The organism is Mesorhizobium sp. L103C105A0 (assembly GCF_000502215.1).
Taxonomy (GTDB): Bacteria; Pseudomonadota; Alphaproteobacteria; order Rhizobiales; family Rhizobiaceae; genus Mesorhizobium.
Genome location: NZ_AYXF01000006.1, coordinates 379,082 through 397,685, shown reverse-complemented (window position 1 = coordinate 397,685; position 18,604 = coordinate 379,082). Strand labels below are relative to the sequence as shown.

Genomic DNA, 18,604 nt, shown 5'->3' with positions numbered 1-18,604 from the left:
GCGCGGCTTGCCTGTCGGGGATTTGGTGGCCGCCGGCTTGGACTTGGCCGTTAGACGCTCGGACGGTGCTCTTGGCGCGGAGTTGGCTCTTGTATCGTATTGGGTGGCCTTTGAAGCTCCCTTCGACACCGTGACCCGCTCGCCCTGGCTGTGGCCGATCGTGTCGCTTACCGGGCCGGCGAGATAGGAAGACGATGTGCCTGGTCCGTGAGCCGAATCCGGCCCGATGTCCAGCTGCTCGATGACGTCTTCATCGCCAACCTCGGTCAGCACCGTCTCGACCTCCTCGTCGTCGACGCCGAGATAGGCGGCGATGACGCGCGGGTCGGTACGCACCGATTGCGGGCTGCCGTCGGAAATCTTGCGGCCATATTCAAGCACCACGACATGGTCGGAAATCTGCATGACCACCGACATGTCATGTTCGATCAGCAGGATCGAGGTACTGCTCTTGATGTCCATCAGCAGCGAATTCAGCGCAGCCGACTCCTTCGGATTGAGACCGGCCGCAGGCTCGTCGAGGCACAGAAGTTCGGGCCCTGTGCACATGGCGCGCGCAATCTCGAGGCGCCGCTGCGCGCCATAGGGCAGGTCGCCGGCCGGATCGTCGGCGCGATCGACAAGATCGGCCTTCTCCAGCCAGTGCTTGGCAAGCTCCACCGATTCAGCCGAGGCCCTGCGGTAGCCGCCGATCCCGAACAGGCCCAGGATCGTATAGCCGGATGCCTTCATCAGCTTGTTGTGCTGGGCAACCAGCAGATTCTCCAGCAGCGTCATGCCCGAGAACAGGCGGATGTTCTGGAAGGTGCGCGCCACCTTGGCGCGCGCCGGGATCTCATGATTGGGCAGCCGTTCGAGCAGGAAGCTCGAGCCGTCGGCCCGGTTGAGCGTAATCATGCCTTCCGACGGCTTGTAGAAGCCGGTGATGCAATTGAAGACGGTGGTCTTGCCGGCGCCATTGGGTCCGATCAGAGCGGTGATCTCGCCGCGCTTGGCCTGGAACGACAGGTCGCCGATGGCGATCAGGCCGCCGAACTTCATCGAAAGATGCTCGACCTGGAGGATGGCGTCTTTCATACCCGGATTGGTCTTCTGAATGGAGGTCGCGCTCATCAGCCGTGCCCTTCCTTGGTGAAGGAGGAGGAGACCGCTTTTCGTTCACTGAGGAAGGCCGTCGGTTCACGGCTGCCGACAAAGCCGCGCGGCTTCCACAGCATGACGATGACCATCGCCATGCCGAACAAAAGCATGCGGTAAAGCTCCGGGGTGAAATCTTTTCCGAAGACACTTTTCAGGAAATCGAGTTCGCGCAGCGCCTCGGTGCCGCCGATCATCACCAGCGCGGCGACCGCGATGCCGACCAGCGAGCCCATGCCGCCGAGCACCACGATGGCCAGGATGATCGCCGATTCGAGGAAGACGAAGGATTCAGGGCTGACGAAGCCTTGCCGTGCGGCGAAGAAGGCGCCGGCAAAACCGCCGAACATGGCGCCGGTGGCAAAGGCGGTGAGCTTGGTGGTGGTGGTGTTGATGCCAAGCGAGCGGCAGGCAATCTCGTCCTCGCGCAGCGCCTCCCAGGCGCGGCCGACAGGCATGCGCCTGAGCCTGATGGTGACGAAGGCGGTCAGCAGCGCCAGGCCGAGAATGAGATAGTAGAGGAAGATCTTGTAGTAGGCGCTTGACTGGGCGATGTGCAGCACCTTGCCGATGTAGTTCGGGTCCGTCGAATTGAACGTCATCAGGCCGAAGAAGGTGACCTTCGGGATGCCGGAGATGCCGGCCGACCCGTTGGTGACTTCACGCCAGTTGATCAGCACCAGGCGGATGATCTCGCCGAAGGCCAGCGTCACGATCGCCAGGTAATCGCCACGAAGCCTGAGCACCGGAAAGCCGAGCATAACGCCCCAGAAGGCGGCCATGGCGCCGGCGGCGGGCAGCAGGATCCAGAACGACAGGCCGTATTGCGAACCGAGCAACGCATAGGCATAGGCGCCGACCGCGTAAAAGGCGACGTAGCCGAGATCGAGCAGGCCGGCGAGGCCGACGACGATGTTCAGCCCCCAGGCCAGCATCACATAGATCAGGATCTGGATGCCGAAATTGTCGACCCACTTCAACGAGCCCTGCAGGCCGCCGGTTATCGACCACGCGTAGATCGACAGCACCACGACGACGAGGATCGGGTATAGCACCAGCGCCGCAATGCCGAGCTTGGTGAAATTGGCGTGGATGAAGGAGCGGAAATAGAAGATCACGCAAGCGAGCGCGTAAATGACGGCCAATGCGCGCAGGAACTGAAGGTAGCCGGCCAGATCGGGCCCCACCAACGCCGGCAGGGCGCTGCCGAACGCAACTAGGACAACCGCCAACACGACGGCGACGATGAAGGCCGGAAGCAGGAAGAAGCGCGACGCGACGCTCGCCGGCAACAGGCCGGTGGCGACATTGGTGATCTTCTGATTGGCCATGAACGGCTGGCCATAGGCAATGTAGAAGAAGCGGCCAAGCATGGTCAGCACGACCACGGTGATGAGCAGCAACCAGCGCTGCACCAGGATCAGCTGGTTGCTGATGTTCTGGTCGGTCTTCAGGCCGATGAAGAGAATGAACAACCCCAGCGAGATGGCGCCGGCATAGAACGCTTCGCGCAATGCACGCTGCACGGGGGAGGCGACGGTGTCGCGCTCCGAGGATACGGAAACCGCCATTGTCTCAGACCTTTTCGACTTCTGGCCGGCCCAAAATGCCGGAAGGCAGGAAGATCAGCACGATCGCCAGGATCGAGAACGCCGCGACGTCCTTGTAGTCGATCGAGAAATACGCCGACCACATGCTCTCGATGAAGCCGATCAAAAGCCCGCCAAGCACCGCGCCCGGCAGAGACCCGATGCCGCCGAGAACGGCCGCAGTGAAGGCCTTGACCCCCGGCACAAAGCCGTCGGAAAAGGCGATGACGCCGTAATACATCAGGAATAACGTGCCCGCGACGGCCGCAAGCGCTGCACCCATGATGAAGGTGATCGAGATCGTACGGTCGACATCGACGCCGAGCAGCGCCGCCATCTTGCGGTCCTGCTCGCACGCCCTTTGCGCCCGGCCGAGGGAAGTCCTGTTGACCAGGTACCAGAACAGCGCCAGCAGCAGGGCGGTGACGACGACGATGATGATCTGCTTCAGCGACACGCTGATGCCGTTGATGTTGTAGACTTGGCTGACCATCGGCGGGATCGGCTTGTTGCGCGGGCCTTGCGTCACCTGGATGAAGTTCGACAGCGCGATCGACATGCCGATGGCCGTGATCAGCGGCGCCAGCCGGAACGAACCGCGCAGCGGCCGGTAGGCCACCTTCTCGATCGTCCAGTTGTAGAGGCTGGTGAGCAGCATCGCCACGATCATCATGATCAGCAGCGCCAGGACGACCGGCACTGAATAGAACAAGGAGCCGAGGATGAGGAAGACGACGAGGGCGGCGAATGCCCCGACCATGAAAATGTCGCCGTGGGCGAAGTTGATCATGCCGATGATGCCGTAGACCATCGTGTAGCCGATTGCGATCAGCCCATAGATCGATCCCAGCGTCAGCCCATTGATAAGCTGCTGGACAAAGTACTGCATGTGTACATGGCTCCCCTGGAATGTCGCCCATGCAGACGCATTCCTTTTCGTATTTCCCCTAGTCGTAAAGTTTCGAGCCCGGATTGCAACGTGATTTTTCAAACGTTGAGCGTGTTTTGCCGGCACGCCTTCCGATTGCCCGTTTTTTTGCTCCCGACCCCTGGACTATCGCGGACCCTATCATTGGCATAACGCAATGTCTTTGACGATTCAGCCGGACCAGCGACCTCATTTCGAAGAAATCCCGGTCAAAATTAGGTGATGAGACGAATCTTTGCGTTGTTGGCGGGCTTCGTTTTTTAGCCACATTCCGTACTGACCAGCTGCAACATGGGTTACTTCCGACTATGGCGGTGGATGCCTCGCCCAACGCGCTAACCTTTCGCTGACTGGTTTCGCCAAGAGGTCCCGCCCTGGGCCCAAGTCCTGGTCTCGGTGGATGATCGGCAGCCTACCGTATCACTTAACCACAAAACCGTGCGCGAACGGATCGCGGTCGTCGATGAAGATGGTGTTCAGGCCGGTCATCCGCGCCCAGCCGCCGATCGAGGGAATGATGGCCGGCTTGCCGGCAACAGTGACGTCCTTCTCGACCTTGCCCTTGAACAGCGAGCCGATGATCGATTCGTGGACAAAACTGTCGCCGGCCTTGAGCTTGCCCTTGGCATGGAGCTGCGCCATGCGCGCCGAGGTGCCGGTGCCGCAAGGTGAGCGGTCGATCGCCTTGTCGCCATAGAAGACGGCGTTGCGTGCGTCGGCCCCCTCCACTGTCGGCTCGCCCGTCCACAGCATGTGGGACAGCCGGTTGATGCCGGGGTTTTCCGGATGCACGAACGAGTACTTCTCGTTGAGCCGCTGCCGCACCACGGGGCTCCAGGCGATGAAATCGCTGGCGGAATAATCAGCCATGTCGCGAAAATTCGCCTGCGGCTCGACGATTGCGTAGAAATTGCCGCCATAGGCGACATCGACAGTGATCTCGCCAAGCTGCGGGCAGTCGACCGTCAGTCCCTCGGCATAAAGGAAGGACGGCACATTCGTGATGCGCACCTCCTCGACATAGTCGCCGACTTGTTTGTATTCGGCGATAACCAGCCCGGCCGGTGTGTCGAGCCGGAGCACGCCGGGTGTCTTCGGCTTGATCAGCCCATGTTCGATGGCCATCGTCACCGTGCCGATCGTGCCGTGGCCGCACATCGGCAGGCAGCCCGACGTCTCGATGAACAGGATGGCTATGTCGCAATCCTCGCGCGTCGGCGGATAGAGGATCGAGCCCGACATGACATCGTGGCCGCGCGGCTCGAACATCAGCCCGGTGCGGATCCAGTCATACTCCGCCAGGAAATGCGCCCGCCGCTCCATCATCGTCGACCCCTGAAGCAAAGGGCCGCCGCCGGCGACCAGCCGCACCGGATTGCCGCAGGTATGGCCGTCGATGCAAAAGAAGGATTTTTTGGCCATGATTTCCTCGAACTCAAAACCGTTGCGGGCTGAAGGGAGCAAGATCGATCGGCGAAGTTTGCCCGAGAACAAGATCGCGGATCAAGCGGCCGGTGGCCGCCGCCTGGGTCAGGCCGAGATGGCCATGGCCGAAGGCGTAGACAACGTTGGGCGCGGTTCGCGCCGTGCCGATCACCGGCAGCGAATCCGGCAGCGACGGGCGATAGCCCATCCACTCGCGGCCGCCTGACGCGTCCAGCCCCGGAAGGAACTGTCTGGCTTTTTCCAGCATGGCCTTCGAGCGCGCAAAATTCGGCGGCCGGTCGAGACCGCCCAACTCGACGGCGCCGCCGACGCGCAAGCCCGTGTCGAGTGGCGTGATCACGAAGCCATGGCCGGAAAAGATCAGCATTCGCTGCACGTCGAAAGCGGTCTTCGGCAGTGTGGTGTTGTAGCCGCGCTCGGTTTCGAGCGGGATGGTGTCGCCGAGCGCCTTCGCCAGCAGGTGCGACCATGCCCCGGCGGCCACGACAAGATGTCTTGCCTGCCTGGTCGTGCCGTCGGTCAGCGTCAGCGTCGCGCCATCAGGATTGGCGGCGACGCGCTCTATGCGCGCCTTTTCGAAACGGGCGCCCAGCCTTTCGGCATAGGCCCACACCGCCTTGCCGAGCAGTTTCGGATCGGCGACGGTCTTCCAGCCCGGCACGAAGGTGCCCTTGATGAAGCGCGGCGACAGTCCCGGCTGCAGCCGCGCCAGTTCGTCGCCTTCGACATGGCGAAAGTCGATGCCGAAGCGCTGGCGCGCCGCCCAGCCCGGCAGGCCGGCCTGAAACTCGCCTTCGCTTTCATAGAGCTCCAGCGAGCCGTCTTCGCGCAGCATCGGTCGCGTGCCTGAACGGTCGAGAAGTCCCATCCATTCAGCCTCGGCGAGCTTCATCATGCCTGCCTGAGCAGCAAGGCTCGCCTCATATTTTTCTGGTGCGCCAGCGCGCCAGAAGCGCAACAGCCAAGGCAACAGCTTCGGCAAGTAGGCCGGCGGGATGCTGAGTGGCCCGAGCGGATCGGCAAGCCATTTCGGCAAGTGCCGCATCATGCCCTTATGCGCCAGCGGCAGCACGTCGGAGAAGGCGAAGGCGGCGGCATTGCCGGAGCTCGTCTCCTTGCAGATGCCGGTGCGGTCGAAGACCGTGACGCTGCGCCCGGCCTCGGCCAGCATGGCCGCCGCGCAGATGCCGACAATGCCGCCACCGACAATGGCGATATCTACCCTCTCTCCCCGTTCACGGGGAGAAGGGGCCCTAAGGGCGGATGAGGGGCGGCGGCCCTCCTCTGTGTCCCTGGAATTTCCTTGCACGTCGGCGCTGCCCCTCATCTGGCTGCCGCCATCTTCTCCCCGTGCACGTGCACGGGGAGAAGAAAGCCTTCAGAACTGCGGCAGCTTCGGCCGTACCGCCAGCGCGTCCTTGACGATCTTCTCGACCGCTTTGCGGCGCTCGCCCGACAGCGGCTGGCGCGGCATGCGCACGCGGTCATTTGTGTCGATCGCGAGCACTTCGGCAAGCTTGATGTTTTGGACCAGATAGGTCGAGACATCGAGATCGAGCAGCGGCCGGAACCAGCGATAGATCGAAAGCGCCTCCTCGCGGCGGCCCTGCTTCATCAACTGGTAGATGGCGACTGTCTCGCGCGGGAAGGCGACGACCAGACCCGCCACCCAGCCGATGGCGCCCACCGACAGCGCCTCGAAGGCGAGATTGTCGACGCCGGTGAACAGATCGTAGCGGTCGCCGAAGCGGTTGATGATCTCTGTCGAGCGGCGGATGTCGTCGGAGGACTCCTTGATGGCGACGAAGCGCTTGTCGGCGGCCAGTTCTTCCATCTGGCCGACGGTAACGTCGACGCGGTAGGCGAGGCGGTTGGAGTAGATCATCACCGGCAGGTCGCCGGCCTGAGCGACGGCGCGCAAGGCGGCGACCGTCTCTTCCGGGTTGGTGTGATAGATCGGGCTCGGCACCACCATCAGCCCGTTGGCGCCTTCCCGGCTCGCGCGCTTTGCGATGCTCGCCGCCTCCCGGGTGCCTGCCTCGTTGACCGTCAGCAGAACCGGCTTGCTGCCGGCAACTTTCTGGGCAGTCTTCAGCACCTCGATCTTCTCGTCATGCGACAGCATCGGCCCTTCGCCGAGCGAACCGCAGACGATGATACCGTCGCAGCCTGCCTCCATCTGCAACGCAAAGCAGCGCTCCATCTCGGCATGGTCGAGGCGGTCGTCATCAGTAAACTTGGTCGTGACGGCGGGGAAAACTCCGGTCCACATGATCGTCTCTCCATCTGATATATCAGCCGTATATCTGTTGGAAGACCGGCTGTCAACGCGGACTCCGTTGTGATATATGGAAGATATATCAGGAGCCCACCTTTGATATCCAGTGAGACAGCATACCCCGAGCCGGCTGCCGCCAAGGCCTACCATGTACTCGAGCATATGATCGTGACGTTGGAACTGGCGCCGGCGAGCTTTGTCACCGAAGGCGCCCTCATCGAGAAGCTGGCGCTAGGACGCACGCCGGTGCGCGAAGCGATCCAGCGCCTCGCCTGGGAAGGACTGCTGGATGTCAGGCCACGCGCCGGCATCGCCATTGCCCCGCTTCATCCCGGCGACTGGCTGCGCGTGCTGGATGCCAGGCGCGGCGTCGAGGTGGTGCTGGCGCGCTCGGCCGCCCGCTTCGTCACCCGCGAGGCCGCCGACCTGTTTCATGAGGCAGCCCTTGCCATGCAGAAGGCCGTCATCTCGGGCAATGTGCTGGCCTTCATCCAGGCCGACAAGGCGCTCGACGAGGCCTTGGCGATGGCCGCCGACAACCCGTTTGCGGCCCGCCTGGCCGCGCCCCTGCAGACCCACAGCCGCCGCTTCTGGTTCCGCTACAAGGCCGACACAGGACTGGCCGAATCGGCTGAGCACCACGTCGCGCTAATCCGCTCGATCCTGGCTGGTGACGAAGAGGCTGCCGCCAAGGACGCCAAACGCCTTATGGCACTGCTGCGCGGCCATGCCGAAGTGGCCGCCACACGCTGAACTCCGTCTCTGCTCCAGACTTCCGACCGGTCTTTATCAGGTGCCCGGCAAGACTGCGGCCATGGTCGCCCCGTCCCAGCCTTCGCCAGCCGTGATGATGCAGCTTTGGCCGTGCGTGTCGGTGGCCAGGATGGTCCAGGTGCCCTGGTCGGAGACGAAGATCTCAAGCACCACATTCGGGTTCACCAGGCCACGTGCGGCTTGGTTTTCATGGAACTTCTCGCCGAGCGCCTTGACCAGGTCGGTCCGCGCCGCGCATTGATCGGCTTTGGCATGAGCGATGCCGGACATCGCGAACACCGCAAAGAACATCGCCGCCACAAGACGTCGTGTCATCTGACACCTCCTTGCGCCAGACGAGAACCCCGGCTGCAACCGGCGCTACTTTGATGGCCTGCACCACGGCAGGAATGCAATTTAAGGCAGATGACAGGCTCTTGGTTCCATCGCTTGAACGTGATGGCCAATGTCGGTTTCGTACAAAGAAAGGCCCGGGACGTTGAACCCAGGCCTTCTTGCCGATCTTCGAAATCGTCCGGTCAGTTCATCGTCGGGATGACGAACTCGGCACCGTCCTTGACGCCGGAGGGCCAGCGCGAGGTCACCGTCTTGGTCTTGGTGTAGAAGCGGAACGCGTCCGGGCCGTGCTGGTTGAGGTCGCCGAAGGACGACGCCTTCCAGCCGCCGAACGTGTAGTAAGCGATCGGAACCGGGATCGGCACGTTGATGCCGACCATGCCGACCTGGACGCGCGAAGCAAAATCACGAGCAGCATCCCCGTCACGGGTGAAGATGGCGACGCCATTGCCCATCTCATGATCGTTGGCGAGCTTGATGGCGCTCTCATAGGTCGGCGCACGCACCACCGACAGCACCGGGCCAAAAATCTCTTCCTTGTAGATGCGCATGTCAGCGGTCACATTGTCGAACAGGCAGCCGCCCATATAGTAGCCATCCTCGTAGCCCTGCATGGAGAAGCCGCGGCCATCGACGACCAGCTTGGCGCCTTCCTTGACACCGGTGTCGACATAACCCTTGACGCGTTCCAACGCCTGCGCCGTCACCAGCGGGCCGAAATCGGCGGACGAATCCGTCGACGGGCCGACCTTGAGGCTTTCGACACGCGGGATCAGCTTTTCCATCAGTCGGTTGGCGGTGTCGTTGCCGACGGGAACGGCAACCGAGATCGCCATGCAGCGCTCGCCGGCCGAGCCGTAGCCGGCGCCGATCAGCGCATCGACGGTCTGGTCCATGTCGGCATCGGGCATGATGATCATGTGGTTCTTGGCGCCGCCGAAGCACTGCACGCGTTTTCCCGCGGCCGTGCCGCGCGAGTAGATGTAATGCGCGATCGGCGTCGAGCCGACAAAGCCGATGGCCTTGATATCAGGATCGTCGAGGATGGCGTCGACGACGTCCTTGTCGCCATTGACGACGTTGAGGACGCCAGCCGGCAGGCCAGCCTCGAGGAACAGTTCGGCGATGCGCATCGGCACTCCAGGGTCACGCTCGGAAGGCTTCAGGATAAAGGCATTGCCGCAGGCCAGCGCCGGGGCAATCTTCCACAGCGGAATCATCGCCGGGAAATTGAACGGGGTGATGCCGGCAACGACGCCGAGGGGCTGGCGCATCGAATAGACATCGATGCCGGGGCCGGCGCCGTCGGTGAACTCGCCCTTCATCATGTGCGGCGCACCGATGCAGACTTCGACCACTTCGAGGCCGCGCTGGATGTCGCCCTTGGCGTCGGCAATGGTCTTGCCGTGCTCGCGCGCCAGGAGATCGGCCAGTTCGTCATAGTCGCGGGCAACGAGTTCAAGAAACTTCATCAGCACGCGCACACGCCGCTGCGGGTTGGTCGCAGCCCATTTGATCTGTGCTTCCTTGGCGTTCAGGACAGCCGCACGGAGTTCCGCCGGCGAAGCCAGCGCCACCGTGCCGCGCACCGAGCCGTCCATCGGCTGCATGACGTCCTGCTTGCGCCCGCTGGTCCCGGCGACATGCTTGCCGCCGATGAAATGACCGTATTCGATCATGGTTTCTCTCCCTGAGTTTGTGATGGCGCATTCAACCCCTTTGCAGGCGCGAAGGCAACGCGAGGGGAAACGCAACCGTTGTGCGGGAAATAGACAACCAAGGACGAGTGTGCATTAATTGCCGCAAATTACAGATTGCTGAAAGGCCCGAAGGTTGCGCTCCGTCACACCCCCCTCTGTCCTGCCGGACATCTCCCCCGCAAGGGGGGATATCAGATGTGGCTGCCGCCTTCGCAAATCTTCAACGCTGCAAAAAAGGTGCCGTCGGCGGAGCTGCCAATCTCCCTCCTTGCGGGGGAGATGGCCGGCAGGCCAGAGGGGGGTGGGCGGGAACGCCGCGTTCGCCGCTAGCCCGGACCACCCCCATGAACTGGGATGATGTCCGCATCTTCCTCGCCGTGGCCCGCGCCGGGCAGATCCTTGGCGCCGCCAAGCGGCTGGAACTCAATCACGCCACCGTCTCGCGCCGCATCGCAGCGCTTGAGGATGCGTTACGGACAAAACTGTTTCGCCGGCTTACCACCGGCAGCGAGCTGACGCCGGCCGGCCAGCGCTTTCTCGACATTGCCGAGCGCATGGAGAGCGACATGATCGCCGCGCGCTCCGCCGTGTCGGGCGAAGGCGACGATATCTCAGGCACGGTGCGCATCGGCGCGCCCGACGGGTTTGGCGTTGCATTCCTCGCCACGCGTCTTGGCGCGCTGACCGCGCTGCACCGCGAACTCACCATCCAGCTGGTGCCGGTGCCGCGTTCCTTCTCGCTGTCGCGGCGCGAGGCCGACATCGCCATCACCGTCGAGCGGCCGAGCGAAGGCAGGCTGGTGGCGGGAAAGCTGGTCGACTACACGCTCGGCCTGTTTGCCTCGCGGGACTATGCGCAGGCGCACGGCTTACCCGAGACCGCTGCCGAACTCGGCCACCATACGCTGATCGGCTACGTCCCGGACCTGATCGTCAGCCCTTCGCTCGACTATGCGGCGGAGTTCAGCCCGGACTGGCGCACCAGCTTCGCCATCTCCTCAGCGCTGGGCCAGGCCGAAGCGGTGCGGTCGGGCGCCGGCATCGGCATCTTGCACACCTTTGTCGCCCGCTCGATGCCGGAGCTGATCCCCGTCGACATCGTGACGCCGATCCGCCGCGCCTACTGGCTGGTCTATCATGAATCGGTCCGGCCGCTGCGCCGCGTGCAGATCGTCGCCAACTTCATCACCAAGGCAGTCGAGAGAGAGCGCGGGCTGTTTGTCTGATGGCCGCGCCGCCTTGCCCTCGCCACAAAATCGGCCAGTGTGGCAACAAGCGCGATGTCGCCTATCATTAAGGATTGGCTGCGCGGGGTGGGACACTTTTTTGCAAAGCTGGTGCGGATCAAAATGCGAGCGGTGCTCGCCATCTTGCCGCTTGTCGCGCTTTCCGCCTGCGCCAATCCATGGACCGAAGTTCCGGAAGCCGAACTGCCCAAGCCGGTCCGCATCGCAATGGCCCGCCCGTCGCCTTTCGTCTTCGGCAATTATTGCGGTCCCGGCACCCGCACCGGCGACCTCTCGGCTCGCCCTGTCAATCGCCTCGACAGCGCCTGCCAAATCCATGACGCCTGCTACATCGCGCGCCATAATCATTGCGACTGCGACGGCGCGCTCGTCGCCTCGGCAAAGGCGATCCGTGATGACAAGACAGCGCCGAAAAAGGAGCGCGGCGAGGCCGAGCTTTTGATCGCCACTTTCGCACTTCCCGTCTGCAAGGTCTTTCCGCAAGGCTTTATGCCGCCGCGCGACCCGGCTGAGCTGAAGACGATGAACGGGGCCACGGGATGAACCGCGCCATCTGCCTGGCTCTGGCCGGGCTGGGGCTGGCGGCCCTTGCCGCTTGCGCCGCCCCGATCCGGCACAGCTGCGATTTCTTCCCCGATGCGAAGGATTGCGGCCGGCCGTCGGTATCGGCCGGCACGCCCGGACCGCAGACTGCAGCAGCAGCGTTTTTCGGCGATGCCGGTGCCAGCGACTATGAAAGGCAGTTTCTGGCGCTGCTCGCCCACAACCAGATCGGCGCCATCGACAGGGCGAACGGCACCGGTCCGTTCGGCCATGACCGCCACGCCATCGCCAACCGCGATTTCCAGGCCACCTACCGGACGCTGGAACAGCTGGCGAAGCCGGTTAGCGCCGAACAGATGCCGGCAGGTAGGGGCACCGGCGAAGGCCATTTCAACGGCCGTTGGCGCGTGTCGCGGCAGACGCTCTATGTCAACGCCGCCGCGCGGCCCTCCGCGCCAAAGACGTTCAGCTTTTCCGGCCTGCAGGCGCGCTCGGTCGAGGTCGTGCTGCACCAGTCGGGCCAGCAGCCAGTCGACATATTAGGCGCCTGCGACGGCGCGCTGGCGATTCGCGCCGGCGGTGGCTCGCGCAGCGTGGCGAGCGGCGCCGCCTTCCGGCTCCGCCTGTCGGCCGGGCAAACCGCCAGCCTGTTCCCCAGCGATGGTTTGAACCGTTGCAGCCTCAAGCTCAGCTCCAGTCTGGCGCCGGCAGGCGCCCCGCTCACCATCCTGCGCGAAGAGGTTGCCTATCCGGCGATAGCCGCGCTCGACAGCCGCTACGAGCGTTGTCCAGTGCCCGATCCATCCCGCCTGGATAAGCTTGCCAGCGTCTTTACGCCGGCCGCTGGCTGTCGCAGAGCTGTTCGCTGCCGCTCGGGTCACCGCGCCTGTTACGCAAGTCGCGCGACGGCTTTAACGCCAAGGTCGAAGCGCTGCTCGGCGCGCCTTTACCCGACAGCGCCTTCGACAAGGCCGACCCCGAACTGCCGCTCGATTTCTCGCGCGCGCCGAAACTCAAGCTGGTCTATCTGTCGTCGCTGGAGTTCAAGGCCGATTTTTCCGGCCGCGTCATCGAGCGGCTGATCCGCCATCACGCAGCCCTCGGCACCAAAGTGCGCATCATGGTCACAGACGTGCTGGAGCGCGACAAGGACGACGCGCTGCTGCACCGGCTGGCGGCCGATTATCCCAATGTCGAGTTGCAGGAATATCGTTGGCGGGCCGACCACGGCGCGCCGGTCGACGAGCAACTGTCACCAGCTGCACAAGACCCATCACGTCAAGATGCTGGCGACACTTGCCGAGGATCCCGCCCGGTCGCGCGTCATCATCGGCGGCCGCAACATTCATGACGGCTTCCTGTTCCACAAGCCGATCGACCTGTCGCGCTATCCGAACCTCGAGCAATACGGCAAGACCGACGGCCTCTCGCTCAACTACTATTCGAACTGGAGCGATTTCGACATCGAGTTTGCCGACCCGGCCACGGTCGAGACGCTGGCCACGCATCTCTCGACATTGTGGCTGCGCGACGCCGACACCAACGTCGCAAGACCCTTCTCCATTCCGGTGCGCTCCGACAGCCGGCGCCCGCCGGGCACGGTGCGCCATTTCATTTCCGTGCCCTACGAGGACAACCATGCGCTCGAGACCTATTTCGTCGAGCTGATCGACACTGCCCGGCACCATATCGAGATCGTCAATCCCTACCTTAATCTGACGCCGAAGCTCAGCCTGGCCATCGAGCGGGCGCTGGCGCGCGGCGTCAGGATCGACATTGTCGGCCGCATCGACCTCAAGGGCGATATTGGCGGCAAGCTGCTGACCGCGCTCAACAAGCTGTTCGTCGAGAAATATGGCGACCGCATCAACATCCGCGAATTCAAGGCGCCCGATGTCGTGCTGCACTCCAAGATCATGATGATCGACGAAAGGCTGGTGACGATCTCGTCGGTCAATCTCAACAACCGCAGTTTCTTCCACGATCTGGAGAACGGCATCACGGTGCTCGACCCTGCCTTCTACGCCAGGATGCAGCCGGTCTATGACGACTATGTCGCCCATTCGAACCCGGTATCGACCAAGGTGACGATACCGTGGGCCTACCGATGGCTGTTCTCGAAGGGATGGGTGAAGGAGGCGTTTTGAGGGGCTGGCGAGGCTGAAGGAATNAGACGTGTGCTCTTCCGATCTGAGGCTGAAGGAATGCCGTTCTGTAGCGATCCTTTACACCCCCTCTGTCCGGTGCGACAGAGGGGTGCTGGCCGCGAGCTTTAAAAAGCACCCCTACCTCAAATACCGCTCCGGCCCCAGCTCCCGCACATCGATATCAGGCACCTTGCTGGAGATGATGTCGGACAGCACCTTGGCCGAGCCGCAGGCCATCGTCCAGCCAAGCGTGCCGTGCCCGGTGTTGAGATAGAGGTTGGAGAACTCGGTGCGGCCGACCAGCGGCGGCCCGTCCGGCGTCATCGGCCGCAGCCCGCACCAGAAGGACGCCGCCTTGAGGTCGCCGCCATCCGGGAACAGATCGCCGACCGAATGTTCGAGGGTGCGCCGACGCGATTCGTGCAGCCTGAGATCGAAGCCGGAAATCTCCGCCGTGCCGCCGACGCGGATGCGGTCGCCGAGCCTGGTGATCGCCACCTTGTAGGTTTCGTCCATTACCGTCGACACCGGGGCGGCGACCGCGTCCTTGATCGGAACGGTGATCGAATAGCCCTTGACCGGATAGACCGGGATCGGGCGCCTGAGCAGGCGCATGAAGCGCGCCGAATAGCTGCCCAGCGCCAGCACATAAGCGTCGGCCGCGCGCGAGCGCTGGTCGGTGCCGACGCTGACGATGCGATTGCGGTTCTTGGAGAAGCGCCGGATCTGCGTGCCGTACTCGAACGTGACGCCGCGCGCCACGCAGAGCTCGGCCAGCCGATCGGTGAACATCTTGCAGTCGCCAGTTTCGTCGCCGGGCAATCTCAGCCCGCCGACAAACTTTTCCCGCACGCCGGCCAGCGCCGGCTCGGCCCCAATGCAGCCTTCGGGATCGAGCAACTCGTAGGGAACGCCATATTTCTTCAGCACCTCTACATCGCCGCCGGTGCCGTCGAGCTGCTTTTGCGTGCGAAACAGCTGCAGCGTGCCCTTGGTCCGCTCATCATAAGCGATGCCGGTCGCCTCGCGCAGCGCCTTCAGCGTGTCGCGGCTGTATTCGGCGAGCGGCACCATGCGCGCCTTGTTGATGGCATAGCGATCCGCGGTGCAATTGCGCAGCATCTTGATGAGCCATGTCCACATATACGGATCGAAGGCCGGCCGCACCACCAGCGGGCCGTGCTTCATCAACAGCCACTTGATTGCCTTCAGCGGAATGCCGGGGCCGGCCCAGGGCGAAGCATAGCCCGGCGAGATCTCGCCGGCATTGGCGAAGCTGGTTTCCAGCGCCGGCCCTTTCTGGCGGTCGAACACCGTCACCTCGTGGCCGGCCTCAGCGAGATAATAGGCAGTGGTGACCCCGATAACGCCGCCGCCCAACACGAAGATCTTCATCGCATCACTCTCCACGACGACTTCCGTCAGAGGGCCGCCGCCTCCTGTCTGCCGGATTCTGCGGCGTCCGCCAAGGGGCGGCGTGTCGCGGCTCTATTCGTTGATATAGCGGCGGTGGAAGCGGGGGCCGAGACTGGTCAGGATTTCATAACCGATCGTGCCGGCATGACCGGCGGCGTCATCGACGCTCTGCGAGGGGCCTAGGAGTTCGACAAGGTCGCCCTCGCGCAGCCGGCCGGCCGGCAGGGCCGAGATGTCGAGTATGATCGAATCCATCGACACCCGCCCGACAAAGGGCAGTCGCACGCCGTCGAGCCAGGCAGCCGAAGCCGCGCGCCGGTGCCAGCCATCGGCATAGCCGAGCGAGATCGTGGCCGCGCGCAAGGGACCGCTGGCCAGAAACGCATGTCCGTAGCCGACGCCCGCGCCCTTATCGATGCCGCGTGTCTGGATGATCTTTGCCTCGAGCCGCACCACCGGCAGCATCGGGTTCGCCTCATCAGGCGTCGGATTGATGCCGTAGAGCGCAGCGCCCGGACGCGCGAGGTCGTACTGATAGCGCGGCCCAAGAAAGATGCCGGAGGAATTGTCGAGCGACGCCGGCGCCTTGGGCAGCATTTTGCGCAGCCGTTCGAACTCCCTGAGTTGCGCGTCATTGGCCGCATTGGTCGGTTCGTCCGCACGGGCCAGATGGCTCATGACGAGAACGACATCGACGCCGGCGAAAGCATCGGCCGTAAGCGCCTCGACCTCTGCCGGCGCCATGCCCAGCCGCGACATGCCGCTGTCGACCTGGATGGCGGCCTTGAGCTTGCGGCCGGCCTTCTGGCCGGCTTTGCTCCACGCCTTCAATTGTCCGCTACTGTTGATGACGGGAACAAGGTCGGCAGCCACCGCTTCGGGTTCCGAGCCCGGCGGCAGCCCGTTCAGCACATGGATTTCCAGCTTCGGTCCGAGTGCGTCGCGCAGCGCTACACCCTCGGTGAGATGCGCCACAAAGAAGCTGTCGCAGCCTTCGGCAACCAGTGCCGCCGCCACTTGCCGCGCGCCAAGCCCGTAGCCGTCGGCCTTGACGACGCCGGCGCAGCGTACGCCGCCGAGCTTTGCCTTGAGCCGCCGGTAATTCTCCCTGACCGCGCCGAGATCGATGGTGAGAATGGCGCCGGCCGCCGCTTCGCTGATCGGCTGCAAGCCGGCTTCCGGTGCAGAATGCAATGACTTCCCTGAGGCGCTGCTCATCCCCGCTCCTGACCAGAGCACGAAACAAACCCTATCAGTAAGGACAGATCATGGACGTCGCAACAGCGAGCCGCCTAAGCCAAATGCCGGAACGCCGTCACCACGTCCTCATAGACCTTGCGTTTGAACGGCACTATCAGATCGGGCAGGTCCTGCATTGGCCGCCATGCCCATTCATCGAATTCGGCGGTGTGGCCGCCCGGCGGCGGATTGATCTGGATCTCTCTGGTCTCGCCGTGAAAGCGGTAGGCGAACCATTTCTGCGTCTGGCCGCGATAGCGGCCCTTGAGGGCGATGCCGACCAGATCGCGCGGCAGGTCGTAGTTGATCCAGTGCGGCGCCTCGTCGAGCAGCGTGACCGAGCGCATGCCGGTCTCTTCATAGAGCTCGCGCCCGGCCGCCTGCAGCGGCTCCTCGCCCTCGTCGATGCCGCCTTGCGGCATCTGCCAGAGCTGCGTGGTCCCGGCAAATTCGCTGTCCGGTTCGGCGATGCGGTGCCCGACCCAGACCAGCCCGTCGCCATTGAGGATCATCAGTCCTACGCAAGGGCGGTAAGGCAGCGTCTCGGGGTCGACAGGTTTCTTCGTCATGATCAGCCTTTTTCCGGGTCGATGGCCACCGCCGAGATCGGCACGATCTCGATGCCGCGCTTTTTTGCTTCGACCACCCAGGACGCCACGGTATCGACGGTGAGGTCGAAGGCCGAGCCGATGCCGACGGCGGAGCCTTTGGCACGCGCGGTCGCTTCCAGCGCGTCGAGCTTTTTCAGGATGGCGCCGCGGTCCTGCACGGCGTCGACTGCCGTATCGCCGGCGACGAATGGCACACCGTCCTTCAAGGCGAGATCGGACGCCAGGCTCCGCGCGGACGAGCCGTCATCGACATAGGCAAGGCCGCGCTTGCCAAGCTCGGCCATGAACGGCCCCATCGCCGTCGCGTCGGCCGAAAAGCGCGCCCCCATATAGTTCATGACGCCGGTATAGTTGGTGGTCCGCGACAGCGCCCAGCGCAGATTCTTCAGATTGTCGTCCGGGCTTGCCGCCACCGTCAGCGTGTTGCGGCCGGGATTGACATTGGGATAGTCGAACGGTTCGAGCGGCACCTGCATGACCACCTCATGCCCGCTCTGCCGTGCCGCCTGCATCCAGCGGCCGATGCTGTTGCCTTGCGGCGCAAAAGCCAGCGTCACTTCGGCCGGCAGCTTGGCGATCGCGGCCTGCGTGCCGGTCTGCGACACGGCAAGCCCGCCGATGACGATTGCCACTCGAGCGCCACGCGAACCCGACCACGGCCGCGCATAGACATCGAACGGCCGCCGGCCGTCAGCGGCGCGAACCGGCAACGGGCCGGTGTCGCTGGCCTCGATCAGCGCCCTGTCGGGGATATGCGCGATCTTCAGGTTCTGGCCGATCGTCGACGGGTCGTGGATGACGATGGCTGCATTGGGCGGGCCATCACCCTCCTGGGACTGCACATGGATGATCTGCGGACCGCTGGCCTTGGGCGTTTCCGCCTTCGGCGCTGCCGCCGTCGCTTGAGCAGTGGGCGCTGCGGCCGCGGGCTCGGCCGCCGCCGTCACCTTCGGCGTCGAGAGCGCGATTGCTTCCGGTTTGCGGAACGGCTTCTCGCGCAGCGCGATCGCACCGGAGATGCCGACCGCGGCCAGCACGACCAGCGTCGCCGCGACGGCGCCAGCGCTGATCCCGCGCGACGCGGCACGCGGTCGGACGGTCTGTCCGAGCGGGCGTTCGATGTCCTTGCCGACGTCAGCCAAGCCGCATCCCCCGGGCGCGTGATCAGCGAAATCTTTTCGCCATGCGCAGATCCAAAACTGACGGCGCGTCC

16 protein-coding genes and 1 pseudogene are annotated in these 18,604 nt (G+C 63.8%); 5 read left to right on the top strand and 12 right to left on the bottom strand.

Annotation, left to right across the window (positions count from 1 at the left end; translation table 11 throughout):
* Positions 1–105: 105 nt before the first annotated feature.
* From X727_RS145475 to X727_RS145500, 6 genes and pseudogenes are all read right to left on the bottom strand, one after another.
* Positions 106–1,113: pseudogene (locus tag X727_RS145475) on the bottom strand (ABC transporter ATP-binding protein); the annotation flags it as partial.
* On the bottom strand, positions 1,113–2,708 hold the full coding sequence (gene livM / locus X727_RS145480) for a high-affinity branched-chain amino acid ABC transporter permease LivM (RefSeq protein ID WP_023684138.1): 1,596 nt from the start codon (positions 2,706–2,708) through the stop codon (positions 1,113–1,115). The gene livM and the pseudogene X727_RS145475, both read right to left, overlap by 1 nt.
* A 4-nt stretch (positions 2,709–2,712) precedes the next feature.
* Entirely contained in the window at positions 2,713–3,615 is a 903-nt protein-coding gene (locus X727_RS145485; protein ID WP_023668715.1) for a branched-chain amino acid ABC transporter permease, read from the bottom strand.
* Between the two features lie 459 nt (positions 3,616–4,074).
* Positions 4,075–5,076, bottom strand: a complete 1,002-nt coding sequence (locus X727_RS145490; RefSeq protein ID WP_023752640.1) for a 4-hydroxyproline epimerase — start codon at positions 5,074–5,076, stop codon at positions 4,075–4,077.
* Positions 5,077–5,089: 13 nt separating this feature from the next.
* Complete coding sequence (locus X727_RS145495; RefSeq protein ID WP_031204426.1) at positions 5,090–6,427, bottom strand: FAD-binding oxidoreductase; 1,338 nt, start codon at positions 6,425–6,427, stop codon at positions 5,090–5,092.
* Between the two features lie 51 nt (positions 6,428–6,478).
* On the bottom strand, positions 6,479–7,372 hold the full coding sequence (locus X727_RS145500; RefSeq protein ID WP_023834628.1) for a dihydrodipicolinate synthase family protein: 894 nt from the start codon (positions 7,370–7,372) through the stop codon (positions 6,479–6,481).
* A 102-nt stretch (positions 7,373–7,474) separates the two neighbouring features.
* On the opposite strand from X727_RS145500, the gene X727_RS145505 reads away from it, so the two are divergent.
* Positions 7,475–8,131 (top strand): GntR family transcriptional regulator, encoded by a 657-nt coding sequence (locus X727_RS145505; protein ID WP_023668711.1) that lies wholly within the window; start codon positions 7,475–7,477, stop codon positions 8,129–8,131.
* Positions 8,132–8,167: 36 nt separating this feature from the next.
* Here X727_RS145505 and X727_RS145510 read toward each other — a convergent pair whose 3' ends face one another.
* Both X727_RS145510 and X727_RS145515 read right to left on the bottom strand, forming a co-directional pair.
* Positions 8,168–8,467 (bottom strand): hypothetical protein, encoded by a 300-nt coding sequence (locus X727_RS145510; protein WP_023834627.1) that lies wholly within the window; start codon positions 8,465–8,467, stop codon positions 8,168–8,170.
* 203 nt (positions 8,468–8,670) lie between these two features.
* On the bottom strand, positions 8,671–10,167 hold the full coding sequence (locus X727_RS145515; RefSeq protein WP_023684131.1) for a CoA-acylating methylmalonate-semialdehyde dehydrogenase: 1,497 nt from the start codon (positions 10,165–10,167) through the stop codon (positions 8,671–8,673).
* Positions 10,168–10,532: 365 nt separating this feature from the next.
* On the opposite strand from X727_RS145515, the gene X727_RS145520 reads away from it, so the two are divergent.
* The 4 genes from X727_RS145520 (at position 10,533) to X727_RS1000000169105 (ending at position 14,125) form a co-directional block, all read left to right on the top strand.
* The gene (locus X727_RS145520; RefSeq protein WP_023834626.1) at positions 10,533–11,414 is read left to right on the top strand and encodes a LysR family transcriptional regulator; all 882 of its coding nucleotides are present in this window, start codon (positions 10,533–10,535) and stop codon (positions 11,412–11,414) included.
* Between the two features lie 123 nt (positions 11,415–11,537).
* Complete coding sequence (locus X727_RS145525; protein ID WP_023737897.1) at positions 11,538–11,978, top strand: hypothetical protein; 441 nt, start codon at positions 11,538–11,540, stop codon at positions 11,976–11,978.
* Positions 11,975–13,060 carry a hypothetical protein gene (locus X727_RS1000000169110; protein ID WP_245274187.1) on the top strand — a complete coding sequence of 362 codons (1,086 nt, stop codon included), beginning with the start codon at positions 11,975–11,977 and terminating at the stop codon, positions 13,058–13,060. Before X727_RS145525 ends, X727_RS1000000169110 begins: the two co-directional genes overlap by 4 nt.
* A 108-nt stretch (positions 13,061–13,168) precedes the next feature.
* The gene (locus X727_RS1000000169105; protein ID WP_245274186.1) at positions 13,169–14,125 is read left to right on the top strand and encodes a phosphatidylserine/phosphatidylglycerophosphate/cardiolipin synthase family protein; all 957 of its coding nucleotides are present in this window, start codon (positions 13,169–13,171) and stop codon (positions 14,123–14,125) included.
* A gap of 138 nt (positions 14,126–14,263) precedes the next feature.
* Here X727_RS1000000169105 and X727_RS145530 read toward each other — a convergent pair whose 3' ends face one another.
* From X727_RS145530 to X727_RS145545, 4 genes are all read right to left on the bottom strand, one after another.
* Positions 14,264–15,520, bottom strand: a complete 1,257-nt coding sequence (locus X727_RS145530) for a D-amino acid dehydrogenase (protein WP_023668705.1) — start codon at positions 15,518–15,520, stop codon at positions 14,264–14,266.
* A gap of 93 nt (positions 15,521–15,613) precedes the next feature.
* Complete coding sequence (gene alr / locus X727_RS145535; protein WP_023834625.1) at positions 15,614–16,759, bottom strand: alanine racemase; 1,146 nt, start codon at positions 16,757–16,759, stop codon at positions 15,614–15,616.
* A 74-nt stretch (positions 16,760–16,833) separates the two neighbouring features.
* Complete coding sequence (locus X727_RS145540; RefSeq protein ID WP_023737900.1) at positions 16,834–17,349, bottom strand: RNA pyrophosphohydrolase; 516 nt, start codon at positions 17,347–17,349, stop codon at positions 16,834–16,836.
* A 2-nt stretch (positions 17,350–17,351) separates the two neighbouring features.
* The gene (locus X727_RS145545; protein ID WP_023834624.1) at positions 17,352–18,533 is read right to left on the bottom strand and encodes a divergent polysaccharide deacetylase family protein; all 1,182 of its coding nucleotides are present in this window, start codon (positions 18,531–18,533) and stop codon (positions 17,352–17,354) included.
* Positions 18,534–18,604: the final 71 nt, after the last annotated feature.

What these genes read in the sequence shown, in the direction of transcription:
- X727_RS145515 (WP_023684131.1), bottom strand. Translation starts at nt 10,167, where the DNA reads ATGATCGAATACGGTCATTTCATCGGCGGCAAGCATGTCGCCGGGACC.
- X727_RS145525 (WP_023737897.1), top strand. Translation starts at nt 11,538, where the DNA reads ATGCGAGCGGTGCTCGCCATCTTGCCGCTTGTCGCGCTTTCCGCCTGC.
- X727_RS145520 (WP_023834626.1), top strand. Translation starts at nt 10,533, where the DNA reads ATGAACTGGGATGATGTCCGCATCTTCCTCGCCGTGGCCCGCGCCGGG.
- alr (WP_023834625.1), bottom strand. Translation starts at nt 16,759, where the DNA reads ATGAGCAGCGCCTCAGGGAAGTCATTGCATTCTGCACCGGAAGCCGGC.
- X727_RS145500 (WP_023834628.1), bottom strand. Translation starts at nt 7,372, where the DNA reads ATGTGGACCGGAGTTTTCCCCGCCGTCACGACCAAGTTTACTGATGAC.
- X727_RS145510 (WP_023834627.1), bottom strand. Translation starts at nt 8,467, where the DNA reads ATGACACGACGTCTTGTGGCGGCGATGTTCTTTGCGGTGTTCGCGATG.
- X727_RS1000000169105 (WP_245274186.1), top strand. Translation starts at nt 13,169, where the DNA reads ATGTCGAGTTGCAGGAATATCGTTGGCGGGCCGACCACGGCGCGCCGG.
- X727_RS145540 (WP_023737900.1), bottom strand. Translation starts at nt 17,349, where the DNA reads ATGACGAAGAAACCTGTCGACCCCGAGACGCTGCCTTACCGCCCTTGC.
- X727_RS145495 (WP_031204426.1), bottom strand. Translation starts at nt 6,427, where the DNA reads ATGAGGGGCAGCGCCGACGTGCAAGGAAATTCCAGGGACACAGAGGAG.
- livM (WP_023684138.1), bottom strand. Translation starts at nt 2,708, where the DNA reads ATGGCGGTTTCCGTATCCTCGGAGCGCGACACCGTCGCCTCCCCCGTG.
- X727_RS145530 (WP_023668705.1), bottom strand. Translation starts at nt 15,520, where the DNA reads ATGAAGATCTTCGTGTTGGGCGGCGGCGTTATCGGGGTCACCACTGCC.
- X727_RS145490 (WP_023752640.1), bottom strand. Translation starts at nt 5,076, where the DNA reads ATGGCCAAAAAATCCTTCTTTTGCATCGACGGCCATACCTGCGGCAAT.
- X727_RS1000000169110 (WP_245274187.1), top strand. Translation starts at nt 11,975, where the DNA reads ATGAACCGCGCCATCTGCCTGGCTCTGGCCGGGCTGGGGCTGGCGGCC.
- X727_RS145485 (WP_023668715.1), bottom strand. Translation starts at nt 3,615, where the DNA reads ATGCAGTACTTTGTCCAGCAGCTTATCAATGGGCTGACGCTGGGATCG.